Annotated in this window: 26 protein-coding genes; 11 read left to right on the forward strand and 15 right to left on the reverse strand. The window is 68.9% G+C overall.

Translation table 11 applies throughout. From position 1 onward, the window contains the following. Positions 1-26: 26 nt before the first annotated feature. Positions 27-728: a DUF4097 domain-containing protein gene (locus ACFYRU_RS32045; RefSeq protein ID WP_387665475.1), complete on the reverse strand. Its 702-nt coding sequence runs from the start codon at positions 726-728 to the stop codon at positions 27-29. A gap of 128 nt (positions 729-856) precedes the next feature. Here ACFYRU_RS32045 and ACFYRU_RS32050 point away from each other — a divergent pair, with 128 nt between their 5' ends. Beyond that, the gene (locus tag ACFYRU_RS32050; protein ID WP_387665478.1) at positions 857-1,792 is read left to right on the forward strand and encodes an ATP-binding cassette domain-containing protein; all 936 of its coding nucleotides are present in this window, start codon (positions 857-859) and stop codon (positions 1,790-1,792) included. Beyond that, the gene (locus tag ACFYRU_RS32055; protein WP_387665480.1) at positions 1,789-2,532 is read left to right on the forward strand and encodes an ABC transporter permease; all 744 of its coding nucleotides are present in this window, start codon (positions 1,789-1,791) and stop codon (positions 2,530-2,532) included. Before ACFYRU_RS32050 ends, ACFYRU_RS32055 begins: the two co-directional genes overlap by 4 nt. Here ACFYRU_RS32055 and ACFYRU_RS32060 read toward each other — a convergent pair. The 3 genes from ACFYRU_RS32060 to ACFYRU_RS32070 are packed head-to-tail and all read right to left on the reverse strand — an operon-like array spanning position 2,516 to position 7,002. Then, positions 2,516-5,728 (reverse strand): BTAD domain-containing putative transcriptional regulator, encoded by a 3,213-nt coding sequence (locus ACFYRU_RS32060; RefSeq protein WP_387665483.1) that lies wholly within the window; start codon positions 5,726-5,728, stop codon positions 2,516-2,518. The two genes, ACFYRU_RS32055 and ACFYRU_RS32060, sit on opposite strands and share 17 nt — an antisense overlap. A 21-nt stretch (positions 5,729-5,749) precedes the next feature. Then, positions 5,750-6,577 (reverse strand): alpha/beta fold hydrolase, encoded by an 828-nt coding sequence (locus ACFYRU_RS32065; RefSeq protein ID WP_387665485.1) that lies wholly within the window; start codon positions 6,575-6,577, stop codon positions 5,750-5,752. A gap of 2 nt (positions 6,578-6,579) precedes the next feature. Next, positions 6,580-7,002 (reverse strand): iron chaperone, encoded by a 423-nt coding sequence (locus tag ACFYRU_RS32070; protein ID WP_387665488.1) that lies wholly within the window; start codon positions 7,000-7,002, stop codon positions 6,580-6,582. Positions 7,003-7,154: 152 nt separating this feature from the next. Between ACFYRU_RS32070 and ACFYRU_RS32075 the strand changes: the two genes are divergently transcribed. From ACFYRU_RS32075 to ACFYRU_RS32090, 4 genes are read left to right on the forward strand one after another with little or no spacing between them, the layout of a single operon-like run. Then, positions 7,155-7,670: a cupin domain-containing protein gene (locus tag ACFYRU_RS32075; protein WP_387665491.1), complete on the forward strand. Its 516-nt coding sequence runs from the start codon at positions 7,155-7,157 to the stop codon at positions 7,668-7,670. 14 nt (positions 7,671-7,684) lie between these two features. Beyond that, positions 7,685-8,548 (forward strand): RNA polymerase sigma factor SigJ, encoded by an 864-nt coding sequence (gene sigJ, locus ACFYRU_RS32080; RefSeq protein ID WP_387665494.1) that lies wholly within the window; start codon positions 7,685-7,687, stop codon positions 8,546-8,548. A gap of 5 nt (positions 8,549-8,553) precedes the next feature. Continuing rightward, a complete protein-coding gene (locus ACFYRU_RS32085) occupies positions 8,554-9,093 on the forward strand; it encodes a GNAT family N-acetyltransferase (protein ID WP_387665497.1) in 540 nt (179 codons plus the stop codon). A 27-nt stretch (positions 9,094-9,120) separates the two neighbouring features. After that, a complete protein-coding gene (locus ACFYRU_RS32090; RefSeq protein WP_387665499.1) occupies positions 9,121-9,630 on the forward strand; it encodes an NUDIX domain-containing protein in 510 nt (169 codons plus the stop codon). Here the strand turns inward: ACFYRU_RS32090 and ACFYRU_RS32095 are convergent. Both ACFYRU_RS32095 and ACFYRU_RS32100 read right to left on the reverse strand, forming a co-directional pair. Next, positions 9,603-11,279: a carboxylesterase/lipase family protein gene (locus tag ACFYRU_RS32095; RefSeq protein WP_387665501.1), complete on the reverse strand. Its 1,677-nt coding sequence runs from the start codon at positions 11,277-11,279 to the stop codon at positions 9,603-9,605. The two genes, ACFYRU_RS32090 and ACFYRU_RS32095, sit on opposite strands and share 28 nt — an antisense overlap. Continuing rightward, entirely contained in the window at positions 11,276-11,491 is a 216-nt protein-coding gene (locus tag ACFYRU_RS32100; RefSeq protein WP_387665504.1) for a hypothetical protein, read from the reverse strand. The genes ACFYRU_RS32095 and ACFYRU_RS32100 overlap by 4 nt, the downstream gene beginning before the upstream one ends. An 83-nt stretch (positions 11,492-11,574) precedes the next feature. On the opposite strand from ACFYRU_RS32100, the gene ACFYRU_RS32105 reads away from it, so the two are divergent. Together ACFYRU_RS32105 and ACFYRU_RS32110 are read left to right on the forward strand one after the other, a co-directional pair. After that, positions 11,575-12,162, forward strand: a complete 588-nt coding sequence (locus ACFYRU_RS32105) for a TetR/AcrR family transcriptional regulator (RefSeq protein ID WP_387665507.1) — start codon at positions 11,575-11,577, stop codon at positions 12,160-12,162. Positions 12,163-12,207: 45 nt separating this feature from the next. Beyond that, a complete protein-coding gene (locus ACFYRU_RS32110; RefSeq protein ID WP_387665509.1) occupies positions 12,208-12,369 on the forward strand; it encodes a hypothetical protein in 162 nt (53 codons plus the stop codon). Here the strand turns inward: ACFYRU_RS32110 and ACFYRU_RS32115 are convergent. From ACFYRU_RS32115 to ACFYRU_RS32145, 7 genes are all read right to left on the reverse strand, one after another. After that, entirely contained in the window at positions 12,356-14,410 is a 2,055-nt protein-coding gene (locus ACFYRU_RS32115; protein ID WP_387665512.1) for a PQQ-dependent sugar dehydrogenase, read from the reverse strand. The genes ACFYRU_RS32110 and ACFYRU_RS32115 overlap by 14 nt on opposite strands. Before the next feature lie 181 nt (positions 14,411-14,591). Then, on the reverse strand, positions 14,592-15,398 hold the full coding sequence (locus ACFYRU_RS32120; RefSeq protein ID WP_387665515.1) for a MauE/DoxX family redox-associated membrane protein: 807 nt from the start codon (positions 15,396-15,398) through the stop codon (positions 14,592-14,594). Between the two features lies 1 nt (position 15,399). Next, on the reverse strand, positions 15,400-16,002 hold the full coding sequence (locus ACFYRU_RS32125) for a cell wall protein (RefSeq protein ID WP_387665517.1): 603 nt from the start codon (positions 16,000-16,002) through the stop codon (positions 15,400-15,402). 12 nt (positions 16,003-16,014) lie between these two features. Then, positions 16,015-16,326 carry a hypothetical protein gene (locus ACFYRU_RS32130; RefSeq protein ID WP_387665519.1) on the reverse strand — a complete coding sequence of 104 codons (312 nt, stop codon included), beginning with the start codon at positions 16,324-16,326 and terminating at the stop codon, positions 16,015-16,017. Between the two features lie 209 nt (positions 16,327-16,535). After that, on the reverse strand, positions 16,536-18,032 hold the full coding sequence (locus ACFYRU_RS32135; protein WP_387665521.1) for an MFS transporter: 1,497 nt from the start codon (positions 18,030-18,032) through the stop codon (positions 16,536-16,538). Further along, the gene (locus tag ACFYRU_RS32140) at positions 18,029-18,580 is read right to left on the reverse strand and encodes a TetR/AcrR family transcriptional regulator (protein ID WP_387665523.1); all 552 of its coding nucleotides are present in this window, start codon (positions 18,578-18,580) and stop codon (positions 18,029-18,031) included. The genes ACFYRU_RS32135 and ACFYRU_RS32140 overlap by 4 nt, the downstream gene beginning before the upstream one ends. Before the next feature lie 34 nt (positions 18,581-18,614). Further along, positions 18,615-19,349: a sulfite exporter TauE/SafE family protein gene (locus ACFYRU_RS32145; RefSeq protein ID WP_387665526.1), complete on the reverse strand. Its 735-nt coding sequence runs from the start codon at positions 19,347-19,349 to the stop codon at positions 18,615-18,617. A gap of 257 nt (positions 19,350-19,606) precedes the next feature. On the opposite strand from ACFYRU_RS32145, the gene ACFYRU_RS32150 reads away from it, so the two are divergent. Next, entirely contained in the window at positions 19,607-20,587 is a 981-nt protein-coding gene (locus ACFYRU_RS32150) for a TerC/Alx family metal homeostasis membrane protein (protein ID WP_387665528.1), read from the forward strand. 20 nt (positions 20,588-20,607) lie between these two features. Here the strand turns inward: ACFYRU_RS32150 and ACFYRU_RS32155 are convergent, their stop codons facing one another. Together ACFYRU_RS32155 and ACFYRU_RS32160 are read right to left on the reverse strand one after the other, a co-directional pair. Then, positions 20,608-21,864, reverse strand: a complete 1,257-nt coding sequence (locus ACFYRU_RS32155) for an MFS transporter (RefSeq protein ID WP_387665531.1) — start codon at positions 21,862-21,864, stop codon at positions 20,608-20,610. 242 nt (positions 21,865-22,106) lie between these two features. Next, positions 22,107-22,865 (reverse strand): GNAT family N-acetyltransferase, encoded by a 759-nt coding sequence (locus ACFYRU_RS32160; RefSeq protein WP_387665533.1) that lies wholly within the window; start codon positions 22,863-22,865, stop codon positions 22,107-22,109. Between the two features lie 33 nt (positions 22,866-22,898). Here ACFYRU_RS32160 and ACFYRU_RS32165 point away from each other — a divergent pair, with 33 nt between their 5' ends. Together ACFYRU_RS32165 and ACFYRU_RS32170 are read left to right on the forward strand one after the other, a co-directional pair. Beyond that, positions 22,899-23,036: a hypothetical protein gene (locus ACFYRU_RS32165; protein ID WP_387665535.1), complete on the forward strand. Its 138-nt coding sequence runs from the start codon at positions 22,899-22,901 to the stop codon at positions 23,034-23,036. After that, positions 23,033-23,179, forward strand: coding sequence for a hypothetical protein (locus tag ACFYRU_RS32170; protein ID WP_387665537.1), 147 nt, complete (start codon positions 23,033-23,035; stop codon positions 23,177-23,179). The genes ACFYRU_RS32165 and ACFYRU_RS32170 overlap by 4 nt, the downstream gene beginning before the upstream one ends. Positions 23,180-23,218: the final 39 nt, after the last annotated feature.

Genomic DNA, 23,218 nt, shown 5'->3' on the forward strand with positions numbered 1-23,218 from the left:
CGTGGCCGTGTCCACGCTCAGGTGCACTAGCCGGCTGCCGGATACCTCCTGTCGGTCGGTACCGCGTTCACGGTGATGTTGCCGCCGTGGGTGCGGGCGCGGACGGGGATGGTGCGGGTGGCCGGGCCGTTGTCCAGGTTGTTGAAGACGCGGCCGATCGACGTACGGGCGTCCAGGGCGGCGGCGGTGCCGTCGGGGACGGTGACCTCGACCTCGCCGGTGGCGGTGTAGAGGTCGACCGGGCCGATGCCGTGGGTGCCGACGTGGATGTTGCCGGCGGCGGTGCGAACGTGGACCTCGGCGGCTGCCTCGCCGACGGTGATGTTGCCGGTGGCCGACTTGGCGCGCAGGTTGCCGGTGGCTGCAGCGACGTGGATGTCGCCATTCGCGGTCTTCAGTTCGCAGGCACCGACCCGGCCCTCGACGATGTAGTCGCCCTTCGCGGTGTAGCCCTGCAGGTCGGAGCCGGCGGGTAGTTCGATCACGACCTCGACGGCGCCGTACCGCTTGCTGAAGATCGAGCGCAGCTTCGGGTGCCTGACCTGCAGTTTCCCGTCGGCGTACTCGACCAGGACCTGCTCGGCGGCCTTCACATCTAGGTCCCACGACGGGTCGGCCGGACGGACCTCGACGACGGTGTCGGTCCGGTCGCTCGCGCGGACGGTGATGGTGCCGAAGATGATGTCGATCGCGGCGGCGATCGGTGCGGGGGTGCTGAACGTCCACATGTGACTGCTCCTTGTTTCGGGATGTCCCTAACTGTGGCCAGTCCTCCTGACAGGGCGCTCCGCAGAGCGCTGACACGGTGTAGGCGGCGTGTCAGGAGCGTGTCAGGGGTGCCGCCGACTGTGGTTCCATGACAACTTCGGCGATCGCGGTCACAGGACTGCGCAAGGCATTCGGCGACAAGACCGTGCTCGACGGCATCGACTTCGAGGTCCCCGCGGGCACCGTCTTCTCGCTGCTCGGCCCGAACGGGGCCGGCAAGACGACAACGGTCAACGTGCTCACCACGCTGACGAAGGCGGACGGCGGTACGGTCCGGGTGGCCGGCCACGACGTCGCGTCCGCGGCCAAGGCGGTCCGGTCCGCGATCGGCGTCACCGGCCAGTTCGCGGCCGTGGACGAACTGCTCACCGGCCGGGAGAACCTCCAGTTGATGGTGGACCTGACCGCCGGCGCGACCAACGGCGCGGTCGACAACCTGCTGGAGCGCTTCGACCTGGTCGAGTCCGCCGACAAGCCCGCGTCGACGTACTCCGGCGGTATGCGCCGCAAGCTCGACCTGGCGATGACGCTGGTCGGCGACCCGCAGATCATCTTCCTCGACGAGCCGACGACGGGCCTCGACCCGCGCAGCCGGCGGACCATGTGGACGATCATCCGCGAACTGCTGGCCGGCGGCGTGACGATCTTCCTCACCACCCAGTACCTCGACGAGGCCGACCAGCTGGCCGACCGGATCGCGGTCCTGGACAAGGGCCGATTGGTTGCCCAGGGCACCCCTGAGGAACTCAAGCGGCAGCTGCCCGGCACCCACGTCCGGTTCCGGTTCGGCTCGATCGAGGACCTCGACACCGCCGCCCGGATCTTCCCCGACGCGACCCGCGACGACGACGCGCTCGCGCTCCGGGTCCCCAGCGACGGCGGTACGCAGTCCGTCCGTACCCTGCTCGACCGGCTCGACGAGTACTCGCTGAACGCCGACGAGTTCTCGGTCAACACCCCTGATCTCGATGACGTATTCCTGGCCCTGACCGGCCACGACACCGCGGAGGTAGTCGCGAAATGAAGAACCCCTCGATGGTGATGCTGCGCCGCAACCTCAAGCACATCGCCCGCAACCCGACGTCCGTCTTCAACGCCGTACTGATGCCGGTCGTGGTGATGCTGATGTTCGTCTACATGCTCGGCGACGCGTTCAGCGTCGGCGTACCGTACGTCGACTACGCGACGCCCGGCATGCTCCTGCTGGCGGTCTGCTACGGTCTCGGCGCCGTCGCGACCGCGGTGAACTCCGACATGACCAAGGGCATCATCAACCGCTTCAAGGTGATGGACGTGCCGCGCGGCGCGGTTCTCACCGGGCACGTGATCGCCAGCGTGCTGACCAACCTGATCGCGATCGCCGCGATCATCGGGGTCGCGTTCGCGCTCGGCTTCAACCCGTCGGCCAGCTTCATGCAGTGGCTGGGCGTGATCGGTCTCGTCGTACTGCTCGGCATCGCGACCGCGTGGCTGACCGTCGCGCTCGGGTTGTTCGCGAAGAGCCCGGAGACCGCGGGGCTCGCCTCGGTCCCGCTCGTGATGCTGCCGTTCTTCAGCAGCGCGATCGTGCCGGCCGACAAGATGGGGCCGGGCGTGAAACAGTTCGCGCAGTACCAGCCGTTCACGCCGATCATCGAGTCGCTGCGCGGCCTGCTGAACGGCGCCCCGCACACCGGCGACCTGATCGCGGCGTTCGCCTGGTGCCTCGGGATCGCGGTCGTCGGGTACGTCTGGGCGACCTCGACGTTCAAGAAGCGAGCGTGACCTCGACGAGCTCTCGCCAGCTCGCCTGCCGGCCCTCTTCCGTCGCCTCGGTGAACTTCGTGTCACCGAGGCGACGCCGCGTTTCGTCTTCGCCGCGGGCCACGTCCGGGTTCGAGCGATCGGGCAGCCCGCGTACGGCGGCACTCGCGGCGAGCAGCCGCGCGGCCTGCTCGTCCTGGTCGGTACGCAGCGCGAGATCCGCGATCCCGACCAGCATCTGCGCGATGCCCGGTAGGTGCCCGCCCTCGGCGGCGGCCTGGAACGATGCGCTCCGGTGCTGCCAGGCCTCGTCGAGATCCGCCGTCAGATAGCCGAGTTGGTCCTCGATCGTCGCCCGCAGGTTCGGGCTTTCGGCCTCGTGACCGAGCAGCTTCGTCGCGCGGGCGAGTTGCCTGCGCGCCTCCTCGACGTCACCGTCCCAGCGCGCGAGCTCCGCCTTGGACAGCGCGAGTTCGATCAGGGCCTCCGGCCACGCGACGCGCTCGGCCTTCTGCTGCGCCTCGTCCATCGCCGCGGCGCTCGCCTTCCGGTCGTCGGCCAGCCAGTACAGCTGCGCCTGCCGCGACCGCATCCGTACGACGTCCTCGGTCGCGCCGACCTCCGCGGCGACTGCGATCGCCTGCTCGTAGTACTCGCTCGCCTCCGCGAACTGCCCACGGACGGCGAGCCGGTCGGCCAGCTCGGTCAACGCGAACGACATGCCCCAGCGTTCGCCGATGGCGCGGAACTCCGCCAGCGCGGTCTCCAGCGCGACGTCGGCGTCGAGGCCGCCGTCGCCGAGCATGATCCGCATCTTGCCGGTCTGCAGCCGCGCCAACGCCCGTACCCACGGATCGTCGGCGGTGAGCAACGGTTCGAACGTGGAGACGAACGAGCCGGGTCCCTGGAGCAGACCCTCCAGCGCGGTCGACAGGGTCACCGCGGGATGCGAGCTCTGCACGCGCCGGCTCATCTCGGCGGTCTTGCGGATCCAGTCTGCCGCGTCGAACTGGTCGCGGCCCCGCCCCGACGTCATGAAGTTGGCGACGAACGCGTACACCACCGCACGGCTCTCGTCGGACGCTTCGCCCGGCACCTCCGGCGCCGCCATCAGGAACTCGCTGCCCTCGACCTTGTGCCCGGCGAACCACCAGTACCACCCGGCGGCCGCGGCGAGCCGCATCGAACCTTCCGCATCGCGCGCCGCCAGTGCCGCGCGCATCGCGGCGGCGACGTTGTCGTGCTCGGCCTCGACAACGGTCAGCCACTCGAGCTGCTCGGCGCGGCGCAGATGCGGGTCCGCGGTCTCGGCCAGCTCGGTGAAGTAGGCGAGGTGGGTACGGCGGGTCGGGTCGGTCTCGGCCGCTTCCTCGAGCCGCTGCTGGGCGTACTCCTTGATCGTGCCGAGCAGCCGGTACCGCTGATCGTCCTTCGTCACCACCAGCGACTTCTCGGTCAGCGCTGTCAGGAGGTCGAGGACCTCGTACGACTCGACGTCTCCTCCTGCGCAGACGTGCTCGGCGGATTCCAGGCTCGCGCCGCCGGCGAACACGGACAGCCGGCGCAGTACGGCACGTTCGGCGTCGGAGAGGAGTTCCCAGCTCCAGTCGACGACCGCGCGGAGCGTGCGGTGCCGGGGGAGCGCCGTACGGCTGCCACCGGTCAGCAGCCGGAAGCGGTCGTCGAGGCGGTTCGCGAGCTGTTCGAGCGACATGGTGCGCAGCCGGGCCGCGGCGAGTTCGATCGCCAGCGGCATACCGTCGAGAGCGCGGCAGATCCGGGCCATCGTCGCGGGATCCGGGGCGAGATCCGCGCGGACAGCGCTCGCGCGGTCCTGCAGGAGCCGGACCGCGGGGGAGTTGCCGATCTCGGCGGGGTCCGCGGCTTCCGTTGGGAGTACCAACGGTGCGACCGGCCAGAGCGCCTCACCGGTGATGCCGAGCGGTTCGCGGCTGGTGGCGAGGATCCGCAGCCGCGGGCATTCGCCCAGGACCCGGTGCGCGAACCGGGCGGCCGACTCGATCACGTGCTCGCAGTTGTCCAGGATCAGCAGCATCGCCCGCTCCCGGAGGGCAGCGATCGCGCGATCCGTCGGGTCGGTCTCCGGCACGTCCCCGAGCAACGCATCCCGCAGCGCCAACGCCCCGAGCGTCGCCTGCGCCACATCCCCGTCCGCACCAATCGCCGCAAGCTCAACCATCCACACACCGTCGGACAAATCACTTTCGCGGACGCCGCGCTCGGGCTGGGTGCCGTCGCGCGAGCCGCCGTCGCGCGGGCCGCGGTCGTGCGGGGCGCGGTCGTGCGGGGCGCGGTCGTGCGGGGTGCTCAGCATGGTGCGGGCGGTTTCGGTGGCGAGGCGGGTTTTGCCGGATCCGCCGGGGCCGATCAGGGTCGTGAGGCGGTGCTCGGTGATCAGGTCGCGGACCGCGCTGACGTCCGCGTCCTTGCCGACATAGGTCGTCAGCTCCTCGCGCAGGTTCGTACTGCGCTTCTCGTCCCGGCGTACGAGCTCACCCCTGAGCAGGGCGACGTGCAGGGCGGACAGCTCGGGCGAGGGATCGACGCCGAGTTCGTCGGCGAGGGTTTCGCGGGTACGTTCGTACACCCGGAGCGCCTCGGTGTCGCGGCCGGAGGCGACCAGCGCGCGCATCAGCGCGGCGACCAGGCGTTCGCGGACCGGGTGCGCGGCGACCAGATCGGTCAGCTCGGTGACAAGTTCGGCGCCATTGCCGAGCGTGATCTCCGCGTCGTACCGGTCCTCCATCGCGGCCAGCCGCAGTCCGTCGAGCCGCGTGCCGGCGGCGTCGAAGGCGCCACTCTCGGTGAGCCCGATGTCCTGCATCGCAGGCCCGCGCCACAACTCGAGCGCCTCGCGCAGCAACCGGACGTCCTGATTGGTTCGCGCGCGGGTCAGCAGGCGTTCGAACCGTACGGCGTCGACGTCGTCGGGGTCGATCTGCAGCCGGTACCCGTCCGGGTGCCCCTCGACCGGCAGCACCTTCCGGAGCCGGGAGACGAGCCGCTGCAACGCGTTCGCCGCGTCGGCCGGCGGCTGCTCACCCCAGATCCAGTCCACGAGCGTCCCCTTCGGAACCACCCGCCCCGCATCCAGCGCGAGCGCAACCAGCAACCCCCGCAGCCGGGCCCCCGGTACGTCGACGAGCCCTCCACCGTCGGACCGCACCTCGAACGAACCCAGCATCCCAATCTGCACCCGCCAGATTTTGCCACGCCGCTAGATCGTCCCCCGCACACAACCAACCACCAGGTCCGGCCGATCGAGCTGCAGGTAATGCCCGGAATCAGGAACCACCAGATGCCGCCCACCACACTCGGTCGCCAGCCGATCCTGCACCGCAACCACCCAAGGCGTGAACTCCACCGGCCGCCCCTTGGTAGCCGTCAACACCACCACCGGTACGTCCCGCCAAACTCCGGCCGCCCGCCGGGCCGCCAACTCCCCAACGTGCCCAAGAATCATCGGCAACTCGTCCAGCAAGGTGAACAACTGCTCATCCGTACGCACGTAAGCCCGAACGCACCCTGAACCACTGCCGATGTCCTCGGCCAGTTCTTCCATCGAGGTCAGGAGATCTTGGTAGCGGGGGTCTTCTGCGGGCGGGCGGGTCCTGTCGGCACGTGGCATCGGCTCGGCGTCCTGCCAGAAAGTCTCGTGTGCGGGATCCAGCAGGACCAGCGCACTCACCAGGTCGGGTCGCTCCCAGGTCGCGAGCTGAGCCAACAGCTCACCCCAGCTGTGGCCGACCACAACCGCCGGCCCGACCTCCTGCAGAACCGCAACCAGATCGCCGACCTGCAGTTCGACGCTCAGTGGAGCGGGGTCGCTCATCCCGTAGCCGGCGCGGTCGTCGGCGAGCACCCGGTGGTCAGTCGCCAGGTCCCGGAACACCTCCGCGTACGTCACCACGGGCGACGTCGCGCCGGCCTCGAGCACCACCGTCGTACCCGATCCAGCCTCGACCCAGCGCAGCATGCGTCCGCCGCGGTCCAGCTCCTGCCGCGCCGCACTGCCGCCGAACGCCTCGGCCACCGGGTCGGTCACGGTCAGCCGACTGCCTTCTTGACCAGGGTGACGATCTGCTTCTCGAGGGCCGGGGTGAGCTTGGTGAGGGCGTACGACGTGGCCCACATGTCGCCCTCGTCGATCTGGGCCTTGTCGCTGAAGCCGAGGGTCGCGTAGCGGTACTTGAACTTCGCGGCGTCCTGGAAGAAGCAGATCAGCTTGCCGTCCTTGGCCCAGCCCGGCATGCCGTACCAGAGCTTCGGCGTCAGCTCCGGCACCGCCTGCAGGATCAGCTCGTTCAGCCGCTCCGCGATCTCCCGGTCGCCGTCGGCCATCGCCGCGATCTTCGCCGTCTGCGCCTCCGCCGGGTCCTCCTTGCTCTTCAGGTCCTTCGCGTGCTCCTTCATCGCGTCCCGCTCGGCCGCGGTGAACCCGTCGTACGACTTCTTCTTCGTGGTAGCCATCGGACTGCCTTTCTCCTCGTCGGTGCTCCAAACATTAGGAGCCGCGCACCTCCCACCGCTTCTCGATTCCTGACCGACCAGAAAGTGACCACCGTCACGTCACGAACCGCCCGCGCTGTCCGGTCAGGAGTGCAGACAACGAGGAGGCAGTCATGAAAGCAGTCCTGACCCGCGGTACCGATGCCGAACTACTGGGTACGGCGCCCAACCAGACCTGGCTCATCGCCGACGCCGAACACACCGACGGGATCATGAACGTCGTCCGTACGACGCTCGGCCCCGGCGTCGACGGCCCGCCGCCGCACTTCCACAAGGAATCACCGGAGATGTTCTACCTGCTCGACGGCGCGCTCCGGATCCTGGCCGGCGATGAGGTGCTGACCGTGGCGAAGGGCGACTACCTGCTGGTGCCGCCGCTGATGCACCACGCCTGGGGTACGCCGACGGGCACCGGTGCCGACGTACTGATCGTGAAGGCCCCCGGCAACAACCGCTTCGGGTACTTCCGGCTCGGCGACCGGATCCGCCGCGGCGAGGCGTCGCCGGCCGAGGTGCTCGCGACCGCCGACCTGTACGACAACCATTTTGTCGACAATCCGACGTGGCGGCAGGAACTCGCCGGCCGGGAGGGGGAGCGGGAGCACGTCGTCCCGTTCCCGGTCCGATAGTCGACAATCGGATTGTGGACGATGTCGCCGAGTTCGTGCAGCAGCGTCCGAGGCTGTTCGCGATCGCGTACCGGATGCTCGGCGAGGCGTCCGAGGCCGAGGACGTACTGCAGGACGCGTACCTGCGCTGGTCCGGCCGGGCGGCGGTCGAGACGCCGGCGGCCTGGTTGACCACAGTCGTCACCAACCTGTGCATCAACCGGCTCACTTCGGCGCGCGTCCGCCGCGAGCGGTACGTCGGCCCGTGGCTGCCGGAGCCGGTTGCCACAGGCAACGATCCGCAGGAGGCCGTGGAGCTGAAGGACACGGTGTCGCTCGGGTTCCTCGTACTGCTGGAGAAACTGACCCCGCCGGAGCGGGCAGTCTTCGTACTGCGGGAGGCGTTCGGCTACACGCACCGCGACAGCGCCGACGTCCTCGGGGTCGACGAGGCGCACGCGCGGCAGTTGTACCATCGCGCGCTCGCCCGGATCGGCAACGCGCGCCGCCGGTTCGAGGCGCGGCCGGCGGACGGTACGAAGCTGGTCGAGGGCTTCATCGCGGCGACGGTCGACGGAGACGTGAAGGGCCTCGAAGCGATCCTGACCGAGGACGCAGCGATCTGGGCCGACGGCGGCGGCAAGGCGATCGCCGCCCGCGAGCCCATCTTCGGCCGTGCCAACGCCGCGCACTACCTGGCCGGCCTGGCCGCTGGTCCGCGTGCTTCGACGGCTCGGCTGTCCGTTGCCGAGGTCAACAACGCTCCCGCCGTACTCGTGCACGAATTCGGCGAGCTCACCGCCGTACTCGTCCCCGAGCTCCGCGGCACCACCATCACCACGATCCGGGCGATCCTGAACCCGGACAAACTCGCGTACCTTCGCAGCCAGCTAGGTTGAGAACCGTGTACGCCGACTTTCCCGCCGAACTGACCACCGAACGCCTGCACCTGCGCCGCTGGCGACCGTCCGACGCGGAGAACTACCGCATGCTCTGGACCGAACGCGACCACCGCGCCGCCCGCCGGATCGACGCGAACGGCCACCCGACTGTCGAAGAAATGCGCGGCTGGCTCATCGACAACCCGCTCGCGGCCGACCCCGGACTCGGCCTGCTCCCGATCGAGCTGCGCGCGACCGGCGAGTTCCTCGGGTACTGCGGCCTCACCGTCGGGCAGGCGACGTACGACGAACCGGAAATCGCCTACGAGCTGGCCCAGCGAACCCACGGCCACGGCTACGCCACCGAAGCCGCCCGCGCCGTCGTCGAAGCGGCCGCACGCACCGGCCGCCGGCGCCTCTGGGCAACCGTCCGCGAATGGAACACCCCGTCGTTCCGCGTCCTGGAAAAACTAGGCTTCGAAAACAGCGGCCGAGTCGACCAAAACCCCGACCGAGGCAACTCGATCTGGATGACCCGCACCCTCACTCAGCCGTTCGAGTAAACCTCCTTCCTGGTCGACACTAGGTGGGTGAACCGACAGGACGACCTTGTTGCCGAGGGGGAGCCGGAGCGGGAGTTCAACGCCGGCATCGCCGCCCGCCTGCCGCGGAAGACCGCTGCCGGCGGGGCGCTGATCCGGGACCGGGCCGGCCGGATCCTCTTCCTCGAACCGACCTACAAGCCGACGCTGGACATTCCCGGCGGCATCGTCGAGTACGACGAGTCGCCGTACGAGGCCTGCTGCCGCGAGGTCCAGGAGGAGATCGGGCTCGACCTGGAGATCGGCCGCCTACTGGTCGTCGACTGGGTCCCCGCCCAAGGCCCGTGGTCCGACGCCCTCGCCTTCGTCTTCGACGGCGGCATCCTCGACAACCCCACCCTCACCCTCGACCCCACCGAGTCCCGAGCCAACCACTTCCTGACTCTGGAAGAAGCCACCCCCCACCTCCGCCCCTCAATGACCCGCCGCCTAACCCTCGCCCAACAAGCCCTAACCACCCACCACCCCACCTACGCCGACTTCGGCCACCCCCGATGAGCCCCTCCCACCACCGGGCTGCTGAGCGGCTGGTGCAGGGTTTGCCAGAAGGTGCAGTGGTGGGTTTTGTTCAGGTTGATTCGGGTGTCTTGGGGGGCGAACTGGTGGGCTTGGGTGGTGGGCCAGGTTGTGGACGGTTTGGCTGAGTGGGCGAAGGTTGTCCAGGCGCGGATGAAGCGGTCGGCTAGTGCGCGTTGGGTGCGGGTGAGGGGGATGGCGGGGTCGGGGAACGTGTAGGCGACGTCTGAGCCGTGTGGCGTCGACGGGCGGGGTACTTCGAAGCCGTCGATCGACGGAGCCTGCGGATCGGCGAACAGGTAGGTCCAGGTCGGCGAGCTCCGGGCGTAGACCAGTTGGGCGTCGACGGTCGGGCAGATCCAGTTGCGGTCCGAGTAGATGTGGCCTAGGGCAACGATCGGCGACGGGTAGCGGTTCAGCGGGTACTCGCGTTCGACAGCCGCCGCGTGGACGCCGAAGCTCGAGCGGACCAGCTGCCGGTACGTCGCGTCGGTCGCACCGGGGTACGCCGGGAGGATCCAGCTGAGGTGTTCGTCGGCGGTGTTGCCCGCGAACACTGGGATGTGGCGGGCCCATGGAGCGCGGAGCCGGGTACGCGGCGCCTGCGGGACGGTCGGCGTACCGATCGAGAGCAGCCCGAACTGGTTCGTCAACGGCACCAGCCGATCCGCCGGGAGCCGGCGCAGGCAGGCGAGGGCGGTACGTAAATCGGCGCAGCCCAGCGACTTCGCGGCGGCGATCCCCATCGCGTCGGTCGTCGTACGGTCGTTCCACGTGCTGACCTCGACGGGGACCTGGCGGTCGATGGAGTACGGGGCGTACGACGTCGTACACGAGCCGCTCGAGATGATCGCCTTCGCGAACAGGCCCGCGGCCGCGGGGGACGCGAGCTGGGTGCACGTGCTGATCCCACCGGCCGACTCGCCGGACAGCGTCACGTTCGTGGGGTCGCCGCCGAACGCGCGGATGTTCCGCTGGACCCAGCGGAGCGCGGCGAGCTGGTCGCGCAGGCCGAGGTTGACCTCCGGCATGCCTGGGAGCGCGAGGTTGCCGAAGATGCCGAGGCGGTAGTTGGGCGTCACCACGACGACGTCACCGAGTACTGCCATCCGCCGCGCGTCGAGGTACGAACCGCTGGCCTGCACGAAGCCGCCGCCATGGAGGTACACGATCACCGGCCGGGCGTGGGCCGTCGGGCGGCGGGGCGCGGTCACGTTCAGGTACAGACAGTCCTCGGCGGCGGTCGCACCCGGCTCGAGCGTCTTGGGATCCTGCTCGCACACCCGACCTGGGGTAGCAGCCGCGCGTACACCCCTCCAGTACGCGACACCGGCGGGCGGGCTCCAGCGACCAGCTTGCGCGAACGGCACGCCAAGAAAGCGCACACTCGTCGCATCCGCGACACCTCGCAACACCCCTTCCGCAACCCGCACCAGCGGCTGCCCCCAAGCGCGGCCCTCACCGGAGGACAGCCCTGGATCTACGGTCGCCGCCGTCCCCGCGGGGAGAGCTGCGGAGGGTGGGGCCACGGCGGGGGTTGGGGCCGCGGTGGAGGTTGGAGCGGCGGCGGCTAGGGCGGCTGCTGCGGTGGTGGTTGCGGCGAGCAGGCGCAGGGGGCGGCGGGGGGTCATTCGGTGGGGGTTTTGGGGCGGCGGGCGTCGGCTACCGCGGCGAGGGTGACGCCGATGGCTACCAGGGCGAGGTCGGCGAGGAGGGCGCCGGTGAAGCCTCCCGGGAACCAGCCCATCAGGCCGCGGTTGTTGTGGTTGATCAGCAGGCGGATCGCGCCCTGACCGCCGATCGCGACGACGACCATCGCTGCCACCAGTACGCCGGTCCACATGCCGGTACTCCTCTCCGAGGTCCTTGATGCGATCGCACCATAGCACATTTTGGTACGATCGCATCAAGAAACTGGAGGCGTGCATGGCGAGCGACGAGAGCAAGGCCCGCCGGCGACGGCAGATCGCCGAAGCGGTGTGGCGGCTCGCCGGGCGCGAGGGGCTCGAGGCGGTCACCCTGCGGCAGGTCGCCGACGAAGCGGGCGTCTCCATGCGTCTTGTGCAGTACTACTTCGGCAACCGCACGGCACTCCTGCTCGCCGCGCTGGAGATCCTCAACGAGGACGCCGAGACCACCGCCCAGCAACGCATCGGGGCCCTGGGCAACGACATCTCCACCCGGCAGCTGGTACGGGCGATCCTGATGGAGCTGCTGCCCCTCGACGAGGACCGCCGCCGCCGGTACGTCGTCCAGTCGGCGTACTTCGTCCGCTTCCTCACCGACCCGCAACTGCAGGAGATCGCCCGGACGGCGGACCCCGCGCTGGAGTCGCTCCTCGCGTCGATCCTGAGCGCGGACCCGGCCACCGCCTCCGACGACGCCTTCGCGGACGCGGAGCTGCTGATCGCGTTCGCGTTCGGCCTGCAGGCGCAGATGCTGCTCGAGCAGCTCGACGAGCCGCACGCCCTCCGCCTGCTCGACCGGATCCTCGACCGCATCCTGGGTGGTTGAGGTCCTAGCGTCGCAACTCGTTGCCACTGAGCGCGGAGGTGCGACGTGCGCGAGTGGCGGGAGCTCACCCGCCGGGCGCTCGGCGAACTGGCGCATGGCAGGTTGACTCCCGCCGTCGGTCAGCCGTTGTCAGCGGCAACCGACGCGCATACGGCGATCGAGGACCGCCGGACGCGCGGGAAGGCGCTCCTGGTCACGAGAACTTGAGGCGGACGATGACGTTGTCGATCGTGCTCGGCGTACCGCCGTTCTTGTCGTCGTTGGTCGACGTCAGCCACAGGCCGCCGTCCGGGCTGTGGGTGACACTTCGTAGGCGGCCCCAACGACCAGAGAACAGCGCCTGCGGAGTGCCGACGCCGGTGCCGGCCGAGTTGATCTTGGTGACCCACAACTGCTCGCCGGTCACGCCGGCGATGTAGATCCAGTCGTTGACGATCGCGATCCCGCTCGGCCCGGCCTGGGAGGTCGACCACGTCCGCTTCGGCGCGATGTACCCGCCACAGTCGCCGATCGTGCCCTCGCAGGACGGCCAGCCGTAGTTGCCACCCTTCTGGATCAGGTTCAGTTCGTCCTGGCTGTTCTCGCCGAACTCCGACGCCCACAGTTGCCCGCGCGAGTCCCACGCCAGTCCCTGCGGGTTTCGGTGTCCCCAGCTCCAAACGTACCGCGCGTTGCCGCCGCTGCTGTAGAACGGGTTGTCCCCCGGCGGCGTACCGTCGGGGTTCATCCGCAGGATCTTGCCGTTCAGCGAGTTCTTGTTCTGCGCGTTGCCGGAATTCTTGGCGTCACCAACGGTCGCGTACAGCTTCCCGTCCGGACCGAACGCGATCCGCCCGCCGTTGTGGTACCGGTTCTTCGCGAGTCCCGTGAGTACCGGGGAGGACGTCGTGGCGAGCTTCCCGTTCTCGTACTTCATCCGCACGATCCGGTTGTCGCCGGAGGCCGTGTGGTAGAAGTACACCCAGTGGTCGCTGTCGAAGTTCGGGGACAGCGCTACCCCGAGCAGACCGCCTTCACCGCTGGTCGTGACCACCCCAGGCACCTTCCCGAGCGTCGTCTTCTGGCCGCTCGGCGTCACCCGCAGTACCTCGAACCGGTCCCGCTCGGTGACGAGCGCGGATCCGTCCGGCAGGAACGCCACGCTCCAGCCGAGATCGACCTTCGCGATGTCCTTGTCGTACGAGGGGATCCCGCCGGTGCCGGTCGCCGACGTCTTCACCGTCACCGCGTTGCTCGCGGCCGACGCATTGCCGTCGGGATCACGTGCCTTGACCGTGAAGGTGTACTCCGTGTTCGCGGTCAGCCCGGTCGCCGTCGCCGTCAGTGAATCGGTCGTCGCCACCTTGGTCGAAGCCTGGTACACGTCGTACCCGGCGATGCTGCCGCTGTTGTCGGTGGACGCGTTCCAGGTGAGCGAAACGCTGCTCGCGGTGACACCCGTCGAGTGCAGGTTCCCCGGGACGGTCGGTGGTTGCGTGTCGCCACTGCCCGGAGTCGTGAAGGTGACCACGTTGCTCTGCTGCGAAGCGTTGCCCGCGGCATCGAACGCGCCGACCGAGATGTCGTACGAGGTGTTCGCGGTCAACGTGTCCACGGTCGCGGACAAGGTGTTGCCGTCGACAACCTTCAGGACATTGCCGCCACGGTTGATCTCGTACCGGACGACGCCCACGTTGTCGGTTGCAGCGGTCCACTTGAACGTCGCGGCGTTCGATTTGATGTCGCTGACGGTCAGGTTGGCGGGCGCCGACGGGGGAGTGCTGTCGTCGGTGGTCGGGGTGACGGTGAGCTTGTCCGCGTTCGGGCCGCCGTCGGCGCTGGTCGCGCGGGCGCGGATCTTGTTCGTACCGGCCGTGAGCTGGAGGCGGACGGTCTTCGTCTGCCAGGTCGTCCACGCGCCGGTACCCGGGAACGTGATGCCGACCGCACCGGGCTGGCCGTTGACGGTGAAGTCCATCGGCCGGGTGGCCGCCGTACCGTTCGCGTACCGGAGCGTGACGTCGGCCGGGCCGGCCGGGGCCGTCACGGTCCATTCGACGTAACTGCCGGCCAGGTTGTCGTAGTTGACGAAACCGCTGCCGGTGTAGCCGGTGTGGTTGGACTCGACCACGCCTTGGGAGATGGTGGCGTCCTCGGCCTGGTAGTCGGTGGACGCGGCTGCGGCGGACGGGATGGCGGACGGGAGCGCGGTCAGCGTGAGCGCGCCGGCGGCGAGCGCGAGCGCTGCCGCGAACAGACGGGATTTCATGCGGGTCTCCTGGATTTCCGGGGCGGAGGAGGTGCAGGGGACTAACTATTAGGAAAACTTCCTAACGATAATCCTGTCTGTCAACAGCACGGACCGCCAGGCCATCACAATGGCGCCGCTCCCGCCACGGTCAGCGTGACGGGAGCGGCGCGGTTGCGATTGTGGTGGCCTGGCGGTCCGCCTATGCGGTCGCGAGGACGGTCGGGCGGTACACGGTCAGGCCGTCGTCGTCGACGAGGGCGACCCGGACGGACTCCGGCGCGGAGTCCTGGTGCGGTACGGCGAACACCGCGGTCGCGCGGTGGCCGTCGTACCGGGCGGCGTAGCTGACGAACCGCCAGCCGTCCTCGTCCCAGTAGTCGTGGATGTCGGAACGCAGCAACCCGTCGACCGCGCGGTACGCCGGGCTGAGCAGCACGCGTCGCTGGGTTGCGACGAGTGGGATGTGGTCGGAGGCGGTGCCGGCGTACGGATGACTGAGCCGGAGCTTGAACCGCCGGATCGGGAGGAGCCAGTAGCGGTCGAGTTCGGTCGACAGCATGGCGAACAACACTGCCTCTGCAACCAATAGCAGCAGGGCGGGGCCGGCCGACCACCAGGCGGTGGTTGCGAAGATCGCTGTCGTGGAAGTTGCTAGTAGCAACAATGCGCGGGCGATCGCTCGGGTGCCGACCGGTCGTGCGGACTTTCCTGCGCAGCCGCAGGAGGCTTCGGGTACCACGACCTTTGAGTAGATCAGGAAGGAGACGAAGCTTACGGATAATGCGACAGCCGCCAGTGCTCCGATTGCCCGGGAAGCCAATAGCAGAACGGCTGTCAGGATTTCCAGCACGGCTACGGCTCGGTAGGTGGGGAGTGCGCGGGATTCTCCTACCAGGCGTGGGAGGGCGGTGCGGTCGGCTTGGTCGGGGGACTTGAGTTTGGTGTAGGCCGTCCAGAGGAGGATCAGGCCGATGAGGAGAGGCTGGGCAGCCGCGAGGTCGGTCATGTCAGTGCGACGTGTAGATGGTGGCGATGTCGATCTCGTTCGTGCCGGGGCGCCAGGCGCCGATCACCTGGGCGTGCCGGCCGACCTTGAGCATCGACATGTCCGTCACCGCGGGCGTGCCGTTGTAGACGGCGGCCGACGTACCGGGTTGTACGTGGCCGACGACCTTCTGCCCGTGGTGGTCGAACTGCACACCGCTGCGGCTGATCGAGGTGATCGCGACGGTCAGGTTGACGATGTTCACCCACACCGACTCGGCGGCGAGGATCCCGTCCGGCAGCAGTACGCCGCGCGCGTACAGGCCGTCGCCGATCTTCGCCTGGTCGATCGTGGTCGGGCGGAGCTTCCAGACACTCGTACCGGTGGTGAGCTGGATGCGGTGCAGGCGGCCGTCGGATCCCTTGACCTGCAGGAGATCCTGGTTCCGGCCTGTGATCAGGCCTTCGGCGAAGTTCGGGTCCGGCTGGCCCGGGTCCGGGTACTGCGCGGCGGCGCCGAACGCGGTCTCGGGGGCCAGTGACCCCATCGCGGTGGCGGCGATCAGTCCGGTCGCACCGAGCGCGGCGCGGCCGAGCAGCGAACGGCGGTCCATGGTGGTCGGCATCTCGGTCTCCTCTCAGGCCACGTCGATGTTGACGGGTGTCAAACCGCTGTTCAGGCTGCCGGCGAGCGCGGTGAACGCGGCCGGCGTGAAGTCGATGACCCGGTTCGAGGCGCAGTTCCCGCCGCAGCAGGTACGTTCACCACAGAACAGGTCGGTCTGCGGACCGCAGTCGGCGATCGACGTGACGATCCGGTTCCCGGTGCAGAGACTCGTGGTGGCGTGCCTGAAACCGCAGGTACGCCGGGACATTCCGGTGATTCCGCAGGTGTCGGGATGGGTGATCGCGTAGCACCCGTCCGAGGTGTTCGGCCACGCGTGCTGCATGTTTCCCGAGTTGCAGGTGCCGCAGGCGCCGTGCCCGGCGGTCCCGCAGGGTCCCCACGCGTTCCCGCAACAGAACCATGATGCTTCGGCAGTGATTCCAGCCATGAGAAATTCCTCCAGGTCTAGGGGCGGTAAGACCTACTGGAACCTTTTGTACTCCGATCCGGCGGAATCTCCCAGGGGTAATCGAGGAAATGGAAACTTTTTGCCTAGCGTTCGGTGCTGAGCCGCTGTCCGCGGAGCAGGAACCACGCCGCGACCGCAGTCGCGAGCAGTACGACGGCGCCGACGCCGGCGGCGATGGAAACGCCGTGCGCGAAGGCGTCTCGCGCCGCGGAGAGCAGTTCGCCCGCAGCCGCCGGCGGTAGCTGTGCGGCCGCCTCGACGGCACCACCCAGCGACTCGTGCGCAGCGTCCGGCGTACCAGTGGGACCCTCGAAGTTCCGGTACACCCCGGTCACGATCGACCCGAGGAACGCGATCCCGAGCGCCGCGCCGAGCTCGTACGCCGTCTCCGACACCGCGCTCGCTGCGCCCGCCTGCTCCTTCGGTACGGCGGCCAGAATCACGTCGGCCGTCACCGTGAAGGAGAACCCGGCACCCGCACCGACGACGAGCAACGCCGCGCCGAGCAACGGGTACCCGGTGTCCTGGCTGATCGTGGTGAGCGCCGCCAACGCCAGCCCGATCGCCGCCAGCCCGCCCGCCACCACTGCACGTACGGAGAACCGCCGCGCCACCTGACCCGCGAGCAGACCTGCGACGATCGACCCGATCGCGGCCGGCAACTCCGCCAGCCCTGCCTCGATCGGCCGCCGGTCCTGCACGAGCTGCAGGTACTGCGAGAGGAAGAAGATCAACCCCGACAGCCCGAGGATCGTCAGCAGATCGGCCAGTACGGCGCTGCTGAAGCCACGGCTGCGGAACAACGACAGGTCCAGCAGCGGAATCGGCAGCCGCCGCTGGCGCCGTACGAAACCGTAGAGCGCGAGCACACCCACGACGCCCGACGCGACCGGAGCCCACGCGAAACCGTGGGCCGCGAACTCCTTGATCGCGTAGACGATCCCGATCATGCCGACCATCGACAAGAGCACGCTGATCAGGTCCCACGGACCCGGCTGCGGATTCCGCGATTCCGGCAGCAGCCGGGCGCCGACGATGACCAGTACCGTCATCACCGGCAGGTTGATCAGGAAGACCGAACCCCACCAGAAGTTCTCCAGCAGCACCCCGCCGACGATCGGGCCGACCGCCATCCCGGCCGACGCGGCCGCGCCCCAGATCCCGATCGCGAGGCTGCGCTCACGCGGGTTGTGGAACAGGTTCCGGATCAGGGCCAGCGTGGCCGGCATCAGCGTCGCGCCGGCGACCCCGAGCAGGGCGCGCGCGACGATCATCAGCTCGGCCGAGTTCGCGTACGCGTTCAGGACCGAGATCGCGCCGAACGCGGTCGCGCCGATCAGCAGGATCCGCTTGCGGCCGATCCGGTCGCCGAGACTGCCCATCGACACGAGCAGACCCGCGAGCACGAACGAGTACGCGTCGCCGATCCACAGCAACTGCGTGCCCGACGGCTTGAGATCCTCGGACAGGAAAGGGGTCGCGAGCCCGAGCACCGTGGCGTCGACCGCGACGAGCAGGACCGCCAGCACCAGCACCCCGAGTGCCAGCCAGCGCCCCGAGCGCTCTGCTTGCTGCTTCATTTCTGTTCTCTCCGGATTGCGCCACCGAGCAACAGCTCGGTGATGTTCGTGGTGAAGTCCTTGGGGGCCACCCGGCCCTCGCAGATCGCCCAGGCCGCGGAGACCAGCAGCCCGTACAGCGCCTCGGTCAGCCAGGCCGGGCTGAGGTCGATCCGGAACTCGCCCGCTTCCTGACCGCGCCGGAACAGGGCGACCAGCCGGGCGTCGAGCCGGGCCCAGCCCTCGTTCTGCTCGTCGCCCTCGAAGAGTTGGTTCTCGGAGTACAGGAACGCGATCAGCCCGGCCGCCGGCTCGAGCTCACGGATCAGGCGGCGCACGGCGTCCGCGGCCGGACCGTCGTCGACGGCGGCCCGCGCCGCGGCGGCCTCGCACTCGGCGATCCCGAGCTCCTCGAGCGCCCGCACCAGCGCGTCGCGTCCGGCGAACTGCCGGTTCAGCGTCGCCCGGCTGATCCCGGCGGCCCGCGCGACCTCGTCCATGGTCGCGGTGGACTTGCGCATCAGCAGGGTCGCGGCAGCGCGCAGTACTTGCTCTCGATCGACAGCCATGAGACGAGTCTACCTCATATGAGACATCAATGTCTCACAAGCCGATGATGAAGAGCACTCCCGCCGCGAGCAGCCCGATTTCGACCAGGACGACGAAGACGCGGTCGCTGATCCGGCCGACGATCCGCTTGCCGACCCAGGTCCCGGCCAGCGTGGCCGGCGTCAGCGCGACGCCGTACAGCAGGACCTGCCGGGTCAGGAGGTCGCCCACCCCGTACGCGGCAATCTTCGACAGATGCATGCTGACCGCGCTCGCGGCCTCGGTGCCGATGTACGCGGCCCTGGTCAGCCCGTACGCCAGGAAGAACGGCGCCGTCAGCGGCCCGACCGAACCGAGCAGCGCGGACCCGAGCCCGGAGGCCGCGCCGACCGCGGCGAAGGCCGGGTCGCTGGGTCTGCGCGGAGTTGGTCGCAGATGCCGCCAAAGGACAACCGCGATCAGGAACACGCCGAGGCCACGCTTGAGTGCGGTCAACGGCGCATGTGCGAGCAGGAGACCGCCGACGATCGCGAGTGGTACGGCGCCGGCCGCGAACCAGCCGACCAGGCGCCAGCGGATTTCGTGCCGATTCAGCCAGACGCGCGAAACGTTGCTGGTCAGTTGGGTCAGCGTCAGCATCGGCACCGCGACCCGCAGCCCGAAGAGCGCGGTGAAGACCGGTAGGAGCAGTACGCCACCGCCGAAGCCGGCCACCGCGGACACCACTGCCAGTACGAATGCCGCCACGGACGCCACCGCGAGCGTCTCCCAGCCACTGATCACGGACATAGCCTGCCATCCTCTAGCATTGCAGGCAGTATGCGGTATACGATCCTGCAGAGCGTCGCAGGGGTGACCGGGAATAAATCGGGACCGGATATGCTTGCAGCGTTTGTGGAGGGGAGTATTCCGCCACGGCAGTGTCGTCATCACGGGAGGCCTCGCGGCCGAACCGGTGCTGCCGGCCCAGGGTGACCTGGGTGGAAGAGACCTCCGGACCGAGCTAGCGGTATGCCCACGTCCGGAGGTTCGTTATGGTTTCTGTCATGCCACCCGTTGTCTGGGTGCTGACGATCGCCGGGTTGCTCGCCATCGTCGCGTTCGACCTGGTCGTGATCGCCCGCCGGAACCACACCGTGACGATCAAGGACGCCACTCGCTGGGTGCTGTTCTACGTCGGCCTCGCGGGGCTGTTCGCGGTCGGGCTGTTCGTGTTCAGCCCGGGGCAGTCGGGCAGCGAGTTCGTCGCCGGGTACATCACGGAGTACAGCCTCAGCGTCGACAACCTGTTCGTTTTCGTGATCATCATGGCGCGGTTCGCCGTCCCGAGCCTTGCGCAGGACAAGGTGCTGTACATCGGCATCGTGGTGTCGATGGCGCTCCGGGCGATCTTCATCCTGGCCGGCGCGGCCGCGATCTCGGCGGCGAGCTGGGTGTTCTACATCTTCGGCGCGTTCCTGGTCTACACCGCGGTCCGCCTGGCGCTCGAGGGTGAGAACGACGAGTCGGACTTCCAGGAGAACGCCGTACTGCGCGGACTGCGCCGGGTGCTCCCGTTGTCGCACGACTACGACGGCGACAAGCTCGTCAGCCGGTTCGACGGGAAGCGGTTGCTGACCCCGCTGGTGATCGTCATCGCCGCGATCGGGATGGCGAACGTGATCTTCGCGCTCGACTCGATCCCGGCGATCTTCGGGCTCACCCAGGACGCGTACATCGTGCTGACCGCGAACGCGTTCGCGCTGATGGGCCTGCGGCAGCTGTACTTCCTGATCGGCGGCCTGCTGGAGCGGATCGTCTACCTGAACGTCGGCCTGTCGGTGATTCTCGCGTTCATCGGCGTGAAGTTGATCATCGAGGCGCTGCACGGCTCGCACATCGACGACATCGGCGCGATCCACCTGCCGCACATCGGCATCCTGACCTCGCTCGGCTTCATCGTCGGCACGCTGTTCGTCACCACGGTGGTCAGCCTGCTCAAGACGGCCCGCGACAACCGCCGCGAGGCCGTCCGGATCGACGACTGAGCAGGCCGCCTTTTCGGTAACTAAACGGCGTCAGGTGCAGGATTCTTTCCGGAAACCCCGACCGGCGCCTTCAGGCGCAGGTACAACGCCGGGATCGGGAGCCAGATCAGGCCGGACGCGAGCAGTGCGCCGCGCAGCGAGCGGCGGCCGAGGGCGCCGAGGGGTGGGCCGCCGACGACCTGACCGATCGCGTTCGCCTGCGACACCATCGAGATGACGGTCGCCCGGGAGCGCGACTCGACGTGCCGGTTCAGCCAGCCGGAGTGGATCGGAGTCGAGACCGTGTCGGCGATCTGGCGCAACCAGAGCGCGGCCATCGCGATCCAGAAATTCCCGCCGAGCACGAACAGGAAGATGCCCGCGCCGTCCAGCGCCGCGAGGGTGGCGAGGATGCCGGTCGGGTGCGCGGCCTGCAGGCGTTCGGCAGAGAACCGGTTCAGCAACAGCGACGCGCTCAGCGTGAGGATCGTGCCCGCCAGCCCGATGACCGCGAACCAGAAGGCGGGGCCCGACAGGCCGAACACGGTCGGGAACGTGAAGGTCAGCAGCTTCACCGACCACAGCCGGTCGAACGCCTCGCTCGCCAGGCCGGCGATCAGCGCGATGATCGCCTGGGTCCGTACGACGGGACGCCGCCGGGCCGCGTCGAGTCCGCTCCGGAACGTCTCGGCCAACTGCCGGAACGTCTCGCGCTCCTCCTTCGGCGTGCGGTGGAAGTTCTGCTCGCGCATGAACGCGGCGAGCAGCAGCGCGAGCAGGATCATCCCGCCGCCGGACAGCGCCATCGGGAGCGGCAGGCTGATCAGGCCCAGCGCGCCGGCGGCGACGGTACCGGCGATCGTGCCGCCGAGGCTGAACTGCTGCGTGCGGACGAACACCTCGGCGGCGCGCTCGGTTCCGATCTCGTCGGTGATCCACGCCTGGTCGGCGCCGGAGGTGAACGTGTAGCCGATGCCCCACAGCACCTGGGCGCCGAGGATCGCGAGGAACGCGGGCACCAGGCCCTGGAGGAGGAGGCCGGCACCGGTCAGCACGATGCCGATGATGATCGAGAGGCGCCGGCTGTACAGGTCGGCGACGAGGCCTGTCGGGATCTCGAAGAGGAAGCAGGACAGCTCGAGGACCGTCCCGACGAGGACCATCTGGAGCGGGTTCAACCCGGCGTCGCGGACGTAGTAGACAGCGCTGAGCGTGAACGCCAGCGCGAAGAGGAACGCCTGTACGGCGTTGTAGACGTAGTACGTCCGGGTCGGGTCGGCAGCGTGGTACGACGGCATTGTGGACTGCTCCTGAAGGCGTGCGCGGGCAGGACAAAGCGCGACCGGGAGCCGGTCAAACGCTTGCGTGGCGCACGTCAGAGGTGCGCGGTCAGGAGCGGGTTCGCATGGCGCCAAGAGTAAGGCAGTACCCGGCGCGTCCGCCGCCGAATTTGCCGACCCCGCTTGGTGATCAGGGGTATCATCGAGAGAGCCTGGCCCGGCCGTTCCCCCGTGATGGTCGGGTCAGGTTTTGTCTGCCCTCAGAACGACTTCCGGTACCGTTCCTGCCGCTCGACGATCCGGTAGCCGAGGCTCTCGTACAACGCCACGCTCCCGGTCGGGTTCTCCCACACGGTCCAGAGCGAGGCGGTGCGTACGCCGTACGCCCATAACTGAGCGTGGTTCGCCCGGAGCAGCGCGGAGGCCAGGCCGCGCCGACGCCACTCGGGCCGTACGCCGACCCACGGTGTGTCGCGGATCCCGCTGATCACCCACCCGGCCAACCGGTCACCGTGCCACGCGAGCGTCCACAGCCCGTACTCGCCGAAGTCGTCGGCGACGTCCTGCTCGAACTCCTCGAACGTGTGCTGTGCCCAGGCGATCGACCCAGCGAACACGTCGTCGATCGCGTCGAACACCGCCCGATGATCTCTGCCGGTCGCCTCCCGTACCTCGACGCCGGCCGGCCAGACCTCGGCGGCCGCCGGTTCGCTGAGCGCCAGCGTCATCCGTACCCGGGTGAACGCGGCCCGGTACCCGGCAGCGCGAACCAGCGCCCGGTCCCGCTCGGACACCGGGTTCGTCCCGAACACCGGCACGCCTGCACCGTTCGCCTGGGCCCGGGCCTGCTCTTCCTGCCAGGCCAGGATCCGCCGTCCGTACCCCATCCGCTGGAACTCCGGTGCGACCCCGCCGGTCAGGAGATACACCCGGGTGCCGTCCTGCTCGTCCCACCACCGCATCCCGGTGGTCCCGACCTCGACCCCGTCGACGAGCACCCTGCCGTCCACAAATTCCATGCCGCGACTATCCCAGCCTGCGACGATACCGGGATGCTCAGCACCCCTCCGGCCGCCGCCTTGCAGCTCCGCGGGCAGCGACCGGACCTGGCGGAGTGCGCGGTCCGGGCAATGACGGCCGACAAGGAGCTGCTGGTGGCCGAACACGGCCTGCTCGACCTGCCGCGTTGAGTGATCGGGAGCTGGGTGCGATTGCGCCGTTGCAGGTTGTGTTGCAGGTGCTGATGGTGATGGCGGGGCTCTGGGAGAGGCAGCGGAGCGGCCGGTTCGACGAGGCGATGATCACCCGGCACCTGTCCGCCGCCGGGTCTTGACACCGGGCGCCGCACACGGGTTGACTGCTATATAGTTAA

This window comes from Kribbella sp. NPDC004536 (assembly GCF_042873835.1).
Taxonomy (GTDB): domain Bacteria; phylum Actinomycetota; class Actinomycetes; order Propionibacteriales; family Kribbellaceae; genus Kribbella.

What these genes read in the sequence shown, in the direction of transcription:
- ACFYRU_RS32165 (WP_387665535.1), top strand. Translation starts at nt 22,899, where the DNA reads ATGCTCAGCACCCCTCCGGCCGCCGCCTTGCAGCTCCGCGGGCAGCGA.
- ACFYRU_RS32145 (WP_387665526.1), bottom strand. Translation starts at nt 19,349, where the DNA reads ATGTCCGTGATCAGTGGCTGGGAGACGCTCGCGGTGGCGTCCGTGGCG.
- ACFYRU_RS32055 (WP_387665480.1), top strand. Translation starts at nt 1,789, where the DNA reads ATGAAGAACCCCTCGATGGTGATGCTGCGCCGCAACCTCAAGCACATC.
- ACFYRU_RS32125 (WP_387665517.1), bottom strand. Translation starts at nt 16,002, where the DNA reads ATGCCGACCACCATGGACCGCCGTTCGCTGCTCGGCCGCGCCGCGCTC.
- ACFYRU_RS32045 (WP_387665475.1), bottom strand. Translation starts at nt 728, where the DNA reads ATGTGGACGTTCAGCACCCCCGCACCGATCGCCGCCGCGATCGACATC.
- ACFYRU_RS32130 (WP_387665519.1), bottom strand. Translation starts at nt 16,326, where the DNA reads ATGCAGCACGCGTGGCCGAACACCTCGGACGGGTGCTACGCGATCACC.
- ACFYRU_RS32140 (WP_387665523.1), bottom strand. Translation starts at nt 18,580, where the DNA reads ATGGCTGTCGATCGAGAGCAAGTACTGCGCGCTGCCGCGACCCTGCTG.
- ACFYRU_RS32115 (WP_387665512.1), bottom strand. Translation starts at nt 14,410, where the DNA reads ATGAAATCCCGTCTGTTCGCGGCAGCGCTCGCGCTCGCCGCCGGCGCG.
- ACFYRU_RS32095 (WP_387665501.1), bottom strand. Translation starts at nt 11,279, where the DNA reads ATGACCCCCCGCCGCCCCCTGCGCCTGCTCGCCGCAACCACCACCGCA.
- ACFYRU_RS32050 (WP_387665478.1), top strand. Translation starts at nt 857, where the DNA reads ATGACAACTTCGGCGATCGCGGTCACAGGACTGCGCAAGGCATTCGGC.
- ACFYRU_RS32075 (WP_387665491.1), top strand. Translation starts at nt 7,155, where the DNA reads ATGAAAGCAGTCCTGACCCGCGGTACCGATGCCGAACTACTGGGTACG.
- ACFYRU_RS32105 (WP_387665507.1), top strand. Translation starts at nt 11,575, where the DNA reads ATGGCGAGCGACGAGAGCAAGGCCCGCCGGCGACGGCAGATCGCCGAA.
- ACFYRU_RS32150 (WP_387665528.1), top strand. Translation starts at nt 19,607, where the DNA reads ATGCCACCCGTTGTCTGGGTGCTGACGATCGCCGGGTTGCTCGCCATC.
- ACFYRU_RS32070 (WP_387665488.1), bottom strand. Translation starts at nt 7,002, where the DNA reads ATGGCTACCACGAAGAAGAAGTCGTACGACGGGTTCACCGCGGCCGAG.
- ACFYRU_RS32100 (WP_387665504.1), bottom strand. Translation starts at nt 11,491, where the DNA reads ATGTGGACCGGCGTACTGGTGGCAGCGATGGTCGTCGTCGCGATCGGC.
- ACFYRU_RS32120 (WP_387665515.1), bottom strand. Translation starts at nt 15,398, where the DNA reads ATGACCGACCTCGCGGCTGCCCAGCCTCTCCTCATCGGCCTGATCCTC.
- ACFYRU_RS32155 (WP_387665531.1), bottom strand. Translation starts at nt 21,864, where the DNA reads ATGCCGTCGTACCACGCTGCCGACCCGACCCGGACGTACTACGTCTAC.
- ACFYRU_RS32160 (WP_387665533.1), bottom strand. Translation starts at nt 22,865, where the DNA reads ATGGAATTTGTGGACGGCAGGGTGCTCGTCGACGGGGTCGAGGTCGGG.
- ACFYRU_RS32135 (WP_387665521.1), bottom strand. Translation starts at nt 18,032, where the DNA reads ATGAAGCAGCAAGCAGAGCGCTCGGGGCGCTGGCTGGCACTCGGGGTG.